Raw genomic sequence first — 7,548 nt, forward strand, 5'->3', positions numbered from 1 at the left:
GTGGTGGGCCCTGCGCCGTTGGCCCCAGGTCTATGTTCCGGTGGCACTCACCCAGACCCTGATCGGGATGGCACTTTTTACCTATGCCCTGTGGCAACCCCTGGGGCACGAGCTGCGCGCCGTGTGGTTCCTGATTGGGGTGGGTGCAGCCTACCTGCTGCTGGGGCGCGCGGYGGGCGTCGGCTACACCGCCATGACCTTGGTCATCGTGCTGGGTAGCAACGGTATGCAAAGCGCGCCGTATTCGCTGCACGCGCTCATCATCTTCACGCTCGCGCTGTCGCTGAGCAGCCTGTGTTTTTACCTGTTCGTCGGTGAAGCCCTCCGCCTGTACCGGCACCTGTCCGAGCGGAACCAGCAGTACACCTTGCTGACCGAGGGCGCCGAAGAGGTCATCTGGCGGATCAACCCCGACATGACGGTGGCGTACGTGAGCCCCGCCGACGAACGGGCGCGCGGCGTGCCCGCCCGCGACGTCATCGGAAGATCCATCTTCAAGGCCCTGACGCCCGAGGGTGCCGAGGCACTGAGACAGGCAGTGCGCGAGCGGCGGCAACTGCTGACGCTGCCCATGCGCTGTGCCAATGGCAGCGTCCGCTGGTTCGAGATGTCCAGCCGCCTGTACCGCGACGCCTCGGGCCAGCCCGCCGGCTACCACAGCATCGGCCGCGACGTGACCGCCCGGCGGGAGCTGGAGCAGGCATTGCAGGCCGAGCGCGAGCATCTGGAGGCCCGGGTCAAGGAACGAACGGCGGCGCTGTCTCTCGCCAAGGAAGCCGCAGAGGCTGCCCTGCGCACCAAGAGCATCTTTCTCGCCAACATTGGGCACGAGTTGCGTACCCCCATGACACTGATCCTGGGGATGACCGAACTGGTGCGCAACCGCTCGCAGGATGAGCGCCTGAAGCCCGTGCTGAACAATGTGATGGATGCGGCCAAAGGCCTCATGCGCATGCTCAACGACCTGATCGATCTGGCTGCGCTGGAAACACGCCAGGTAGCGTTCCAGTTTGCGCCGCTATCGGTGCCAGAGCTGGCGGCAGATGCGGTGCAATTGCTGGAGCCGCAGGCGCGCCAAAAAGGCTTGCAGATCTTCCTGGCCCTCGATGGCGTGGGCACCGACGCCAGCCACGTGGGGGACGCAGACCGCATTCAGCAGGTGCTGGTCCACCTGCTGGACAACGCCGTGAAATTCAGCCTCTCGGGTCACATCCAGCTGACCCTGGAGACCGAGCAGGACACCCCTGATGCGACGGTGTGGCGGCTGCGCGTGACGGACGAGGGTATTGGCATTGCGGCCGGTGACCAGCACCGCATCTTCACGTTGTTCGAACAGGTCGACGGGTCATCCACGCGCAGCTTTGAGGGTGCGGGACTGGGGTTGGCGCTGTGCAAACGCCTCGTCGAGGGCATGGGGGGCAGCCTGGGGGTGGAGAGCGAACCGGGCAAGGGCAGCAGCTTTTGGGTGTCGCTGCCGCTGCCCAAGGTCACCTGACACGGCTCCAGCACCAACACGCGTGCTCAAAGCACGGGTGGCAGGTACCGGTGCACCCTCACGGTTCAGGCTGTTCAGGCAGTCCGTGTCGAGGGCGCACGCCGCTCTGCCAGAGCAAACGCCGAAGTCAGCGCTGCAAACTCGTCCTTGGCCACGGTGCCATCGGCGTTACCCGCACGGTCCATCACCTGCAGCACGGCTTGCGCGAACGGATCGCTGCCCGCCTGCTGGCCTTTGGTGCGGGCCAGCCCCTTGAGGAATTCATCGTGGGTGATGACACCATCCTTGTCCGCGTCAAAGCCCGCCGTGAGCTGCTGCTTCTGATCCTCGGTGGCACCAAACCGGGTCAGCAACGCCTGGAAATCGTCCTTGGACACGGCCCCTGCCACACGGCCACCGGGCAGTGCTGCAGTGGCCTGGCCGGACGAACGCCCCACGGTCATCCCCGCGCCAGAAGGCTGGCCCTGGGTGGCCAGAGCGCCCTGCCCGGCCATCCCCGCCAGCGTCTGCGCCTCGGGGCTGAGGGTGACCACGGCCGAGGGCTCGGGTGCCACCGCCTCACCCCCACGCCGCGCGGACGCCTTGCCCGCGCCACTGGAGGCCGCATTGAAAATCATCGACGCCACCGATGCGAGGCCGGAAATGAGAGGGGACATCGCCATGAACTCCTGTGTGGCGACAGCCCGGTACCTTTGACCTGTCCGCAAGTCACCGCATCGCCCAGATGCACCAAGGGTAGCGGGCAGCAGCCCGTACGGTGGGCGAATAAGCCAACAGTTTTCACGCCAGTTTTGCGAATGGACAGCGGGCTGGAGGCTGCGCGCCCGGGAGTCGCACGTGATCCTAGGCACTCCCTCTGCCCGGCATCACCACCCGAATGCAGGTGCCCCCACCCGGACGCTGCAGCACCAGCAAGTCACCGCCCGCCATCTGCGCACGGTGGTTCATGCCTGCCACCCCATGGCCTCCCAGTGGGCTGCCTTCGCCAGCGTGAAGCATCATGCCGCGCCCGTTGTCGCTGACCTCGGCACACCAGGACTCGGCACCCGCACGGTAACGCACACCCACCGCGACCTCAGTGGCGCCCGAATGCTGCAACACGTTGCTCAAGGCCTCCTGAACAATGGCAACCAGGTGCATGGCACTGTCGGCATACGGAAAACTGGACAACGGCGGAATTTGCACATCCCACACCATGCGAATGCCACGTCGATCAAGCACGGGCTGGATGCGGTGCCGAAGCCGGGCCAGGCGGTCAGCAAATGGCTCGTCCGCCGCATCCATGGAGTCCACCACGAGTCGCAGGTCCAGCATGCACTTGTCGAGCAGCGAACGGAGTTCACGCACTGCGGGCGGCTCGGTCTCCAGCAGCGCCATGGCAAAAACCAGTTGTGCGCCCAGGTTGTCGTGCAAGTCCTGCGCAATGCGCCGCCGCTCTGCCGTCACCTCGGCACTGGCGCGCAGCCGCAGCCGGGGGCGCCACTGCAGGGCCCGCGGCAGTTGCACCAGCAGCAGGGCCCCCAGGCCCACCGAGATCACCAGGGCGGCCAGCTCCCACCATTGCCGATCCGACGGCCTCTCCTCGTCATAGCCATAAAACGCCGTCGCAAGGAGCGCCCATTGCAGCAGCCACATGCACATGCAAGCGATGGCGAACAACGGGGGACGTGTGCGAAACACCGCTCAATCCTGGCTTTCTAGGTGGCGTGGGCAACCGAGAGCACACCTGGTGACAGCACAACCCACACACGCGGCAGCCACCTGCATCACTCCGTCAAAAGAGCCCCCGCAGCGAGGCGAAGCGCACCGCCTGGGCACGGGTGCGCACCTGCAACTTGCGGTAGATGTTGCGCAAGTGGGTGTTGACCGTCATGCTGCTGATGAGCAGGCGCGCACCCACCTCGACGCTGGTGTAGCCGCTGGCCACCATGCGCAGGATTTCCTTTTCCCGTGTGGACAGCCGATCTGCCTCATCGGGCTGCCGTCGCTTGTTTTCGGCCGAGTGGGTGCGGTCAAACCGCTGCAGCAACCGCCGCGCCAGGTTGGGGGTGATGGAGGCGCCACCATTGGCCACCTGCAACACGGCTTGCGAATAGTTGCCGAACCACGAGTTCTTGCCCACATACCCTGTGGCCCCCAGTTCAAAGGCCCGCAGGACCTGCTCGTCGTTTTCCATGACCGAGATCACGACCGTTTGGGCCGATGGGCGCACAGGCTTCACGTAGTGCAACAGGTCAAAGGCGTCACCGTCGCCCAGGTTCAGGTCCACCAGGAGCACATCGAAATCGTGATTCTTGATGGCCTTGCGCCCCTCGCGGACACTGCCCGCCTGCGCCACCAGCAACGTGCGGGCATCGGCCATGAGCTCCTGTGCAATCACCAAGCGGATGTGCGGATCGTCGTCCACCAGCAAGACCCGCACCGGGTTGGCCTCCTGCCCAGTGAGGAAGGCGGGCCAGACCGATGGCGGATTGGAATAGGTTTCAAACTGGCCCGACGGAAGCGATGCAAGGTCGCGCGCACTCTGCTTTGAAAGCAACGCTGAAGACGTCAACGTTTGCGATGGTGTATCGACCTGCCAACTGCTGCTCATGGGTGAACTCCTGCGGACGTGGTGGTGGGCCCCGATGGACTGGGTCTTTCGGATGACGCATCTGCATGCAACTCTTGCGTTCACATGCATGTTCTCCAACGCACTCATGCCTCTCTGTACGGCAGCGCACACAGTGCGCCAAATAAATTTCAAGGTCCAAATATATTTGGCAATGTTGCCCAAGTAGCAATTGGTTACTACCTGCCTTTCTTCGGCCGATCTCATGTGGTGCGGGCGGCCAACCCGCGCTGGCAAAGGCTTTGCGCGGGTCCAAGGGTTGAACCGCTCCGCTGTATGAGGTAGCCCGCCCGGCGTATTCGCACGAATCGCATCGGCTCGCACACTGAACTCCGACAGCGCCTAACGGCCACCGGTTCTCAAAAAACCAGGCCTGAAAGCGCCGTCCAACCCCCTCTGCACCGCAGGTTCGCTGCGGTTGCAGCCAGTGTAGAAGTCATCCTTGAAGGATCTGTCATGAAAACCCTTGCTTTCATCACGCTCAGCGTCATCGCCTCCGCCGCCATGGCCACCGGTCCGGTCCCTTCCACTCCGGACATCACCATCACCGGCAATTCCACGCAGTCGGTATCCCTGACGTCGGTGTCCGTCAACAACAACTCGACGGGCTCGAAGAGCGAAGCCTTCCAGAACCTGGCCTCCAACACCGGCAACGTCACCATCAGTGGCAATTCGACCCAGACGGTAACGGGCTTTGGCGGCAATCTGACCAACACCGCCAGCGGCAGCGAAGCCTACGCCAGCCAGAACCTGTCATCCAACGTGGGCGAAGTCACCATCATTGGCAACTCCAGCCAATTCACCTCGATGATCAACTCGTCGGTCAATAACCTCTCCAGCGGCAGCAACAGCAAGGCGGTGCAAAACATCGCCTCCAACAACGCCTGCTTCACCTGCCAGCCCACCAAGCCCGCTGGCTGGCCCTACTGAGATCGGCACCAGCTCGGCTGGTGAATAGACCTGCGAGGGTCTGATTCCGGCAGCACATCAGTGCCCGGATGAGTTCGTGCCAGGGGCACACCGGCAAGGCTGCAAACAGCAGCGCGGGTGGGCCCCTCATTCTCACCATAGGAGGTGTTCCATGAACACACGTTTTCTGGCGCCATGCGCAGCTTTGCTCACGGTCTGCGGCCTGATGCCAAGCCCCGCGTGGGCGCAGGCCCCCGGGGAAGATCCGGTCATCCTGACCAAGAAGCTCTCGGTCCAGATGCAGCCCACAGGGCCAGTGGCGGCCTCGACGGGACTGGACGGCAGCAACACCATGCCATCGTGGCTACGCGCCCGCATCGCCCGCTACGAAGCCAAGGCTTTCTCAGACGACACCACCGGCGTGCTGACCAACAACGACGTGGTCACCACTGCCAATGCACAGGGCATGCAAAAGACCTGCGTCCAGGAGGTGGGCAGCAACACCGCGTCTGCCAACACCACGGGATCGGCCAAGTACGGTCCCAACCAGGCGCCGCAGGTGGTGGTGCTGCGCGGCGATCTCGTCAATATCTGCAAATAACAGGCCAGGCGCCATGCGCCCGGCCGCCAGGAGAGAGAACATGCCGCCCACCCCGCCGAGCCCCGCCATGCCTGCATGCTCTCGCCCCCAGCGCCCACGCTCCCCACACCCTGTGATGCGCGCGATCCATGGAGCGCTTTGGCTTGTCGTCGGGCTGGGACTGGCTGGCTGTGCCACACCCAGGGACCCACGCAAGGACCAGGCCTTTCAGAGCCTGGCTTCCATCACCGACCGCCCCGTGGTGCGCCCCACACGCTCCATCTCCAGCTTCTCCGACTCGCTGATGTGCATGGACCATATGCTGCGCGATGCACAGCTGCCCACCACACTGATCACGAGCAAGCAGATTCCCGACTACTCCACCCGCGTCACCGTGGCCACCAAGGACATGGTGATCACGGCCCTGTCCCAGATGTCGCGCCTGAGCAATGCCTTCCGCTTTGTGGACTACGAGGTGGACATCGCGCGCCAGGACACGGTGCAAAACCTCACCACCATCCTGCTCAACAACAACCAGATGCAGCTGCAGCGGCCCGCGCTGTACCTGTCGGGTGCCATCTCGTTCGTGGACCAGAACGTGATCAACAACCGGTTTGACACCGGGCTCTCCGGCCCCCGCATCGACATGGGCTACAGCCAGAGCCGCAACGCCACCATCATCGGCCTGGAGATGCACCTGGGCGACTTTCGCACCCGCACTCTGATTCCCGGACTGGACTCCGCCAACGAAGTCATCATTGGCAACGGCGGACAGGGCGTGGACCTGGCCGGGCGCATCGGCACTTATGGCGTTCAGTTCAACGTGGGGCGTGACTACACCCAGGGCTCTGGCAGTGCAGTGCGCACACTGGTGGACCTGGCCACCATCGAACTCATTGGCAAATGGGCCCGGGTGCCTTACTGGCAATGCCTGACGCTGGAGCAAAACCACCCGGACTTTCAGCGGCAGCTGCGCGACTGGTTTGATGAAGGATCGCCCGCCGTGCGCACCCAGCTCATCGCACGCTCGCTGGTCAGCCGGGGCTACCTCGCCCCCGTCGCGCAACCCCAGCCGGACAACGACCCGGCGCTGCGCAAGGCCCTGGCGCGCTTCCAGGCGGACAACGGCATGGTGGTGACGGGCGTGGTGGACTTTGCGACCTACGAACGGGCGCTGCGCCACTTTGTCGGGCTGTCCGCAGACGGCACCCTGGCCCGCATTGGCTGGGCCAGCACACACGCAGAGCCTGTGCCGCAGATCGCAGCCAGTCCTGCCACACCAGATGCTGCAGTGCAGATGGTGAGCACCAATCCTGGGGCTGCCAAGTACGGAGACCCGCCGCCTGCGCGCAGCATCGATCTGCAGATCGAGAACGTGTTGCTGGAGCGCTCCGCATTCGAGGTGGGGGAACAGGTCTTCCTGTCGGCCACCGTGTCGCGCGCCTCCTACCTGCAGTGTTTTCTGGCCGATGCCACCGGCACAGTCATCCGCCTGCTGCCCAACCAGGCCAACACCACCGGCTGGGTGTCTGCCAACCAGGCCATACGCATCCCCGACTGGATGAGCCCCAACCCCGGCTTCATCATGGACGCAGCCAGCCCCGGCACCGAAGGTGTGGCCTGCTTTGCCACCGACGAGGACAGCACGCCCCGTTTGCCCGAGGCGCTGCGCGGACCGCCGCTCAAGCCCATCCCGAACTACCGGGCGCTGGAGCGCTTGAACGAAGCCTTCGCCACCGCTTGGGGTACCGATGGCTACACCGGGAATGCCGTGTACTGGCAAGTCATTCCACGCCGGGCCCTGCCCGCCGCAGCCAGTGCGCCTGCACAACCCGCCCCGCRCAAGTGAAACACCGTCGGAAAAGCACTGCGCAGGCGAACGCGATGACCACCACCCCAGCGACCACGGCGACCACGGCGACCACGGCGACCACGGCGACCACGGCGACCACG

Annotated in this window: 7 protein-coding genes; 4 read left to right on the forward strand and 3 right to left on the reverse strand. The window is 64.5% G+C overall.

Translation table 11 applies throughout. The features are described 5' to 3' along the window. Positions 1 to 1,495, forward strand: a 1,495-nt coding sequence (locus AC04MI_RS21570; RefSeq protein ID WP_476498656.1) for a sensor histidine kinase, incomplete at its 5' end; no start/stop codon positions are given. Positions 1,496 to 1,569: 74 nt separating this feature from the next. Here the strand turns inward: AC04MI_RS21570 and AC04MI_RS21575 are convergent. The 3 genes from AC04MI_RS21575 to AC04MI_RS21585 form a co-directional block, all read right to left on the reverse strand. Further along, complete coding sequence (locus tag AC04MI_RS21575) at positions 1,570 to 2,151, reverse strand: EF-hand domain-containing protein (RefSeq protein WP_146870982.1); 582 nt, start codon at positions 2,149 to 2,151, stop codon at positions 1,570 to 1,572. 187 nt (positions 2,152 to 2,338) lie between these two features. Then, entirely contained in the window at positions 2,339 to 3,154 is an 816-nt protein-coding gene (locus tag AC04MI_RS21580) for a sensor histidine kinase (protein WP_440597694.1), read from the reverse strand. A gap of 115 nt (positions 3,155 to 3,269) precedes the next feature. Then, positions 3,270 to 4,088 (reverse strand): LuxR C-terminal-related transcriptional regulator, encoded by an 819-nt coding sequence (locus tag AC04MI_RS21585; RefSeq protein WP_395454790.1) that lies wholly within the window; start codon positions 4,086 to 4,088, stop codon positions 3,270 to 3,272. Positions 4,089 to 4,562: 474 nt separating this feature from the next. Here AC04MI_RS21585 and AC04MI_RS21590 point away from each other — a divergent pair, with 474 nt between their 5' ends. From AC04MI_RS21590 to AC04MI_RS21600, 3 genes are all read left to right on the forward strand, one after another. Further along, positions 4,563 to 5,036: a hypothetical protein gene (locus AC04MI_RS21590; protein ID WP_056062488.1), complete on the forward strand. Its 474-nt coding sequence runs from the start codon at positions 4,563 to 4,565 to the stop codon at positions 5,034 to 5,036. Positions 5,037 to 5,187: 151 nt separating this feature from the next. Beyond that, complete coding sequence (locus tag AC04MI_RS21595; protein WP_476498657.1) at positions 5,188 to 5,616, forward strand: hypothetical protein; 429 nt, start codon at positions 5,188 to 5,190, stop codon at positions 5,614 to 5,616. 115 nt (positions 5,617 to 5,731) lie between these two features. Continuing rightward, positions 5,732 to 7,444: a DUF4384 domain-containing protein gene (locus AC04MI_RS21600; RefSeq protein ID WP_476498658.1), complete on the forward strand. Its 1,713-nt coding sequence runs from the start codon at positions 5,732 to 5,734 to the stop codon at positions 7,442 to 7,444. Positions 7,445 to 7,548 lie beyond the last annotated feature (104 nt).

The sequence above is a fragment of the Acidovorax sp. LjRoot204 genome (assembly GCF_056175785.1).

Excerpts from the sequence above, each read along its gene's own strand:
- AC04MI_RS21575 (WP_146870982.1), bottom strand. The coding sequence starts at position 2,151 with ATGTCCCCTCTCATTTCCGGCCTCGCATCGGTGGCGTCGATGATTTTC.
- AC04MI_RS21590 (WP_056062488.1), top strand. The coding sequence starts at position 4,563 with ATGAAAACCCTTGCTTTCATCACGCTCAGCGTCATCGCCTCCGCCGCC.
- AC04MI_RS21585 (WP_395454790.1), bottom strand. The coding sequence starts at position 4,088 with ATGAGCAGCAGTTGGCAGGTCGATACACCATCGCAAACGTTGACGTCT.
- AC04MI_RS21595 (WP_476498657.1), top strand. The coding sequence starts at position 5,188 with ATGAACACACGTTTTCTGGCGCCATGCGCAGCTTTGCTCACGGTCTGC.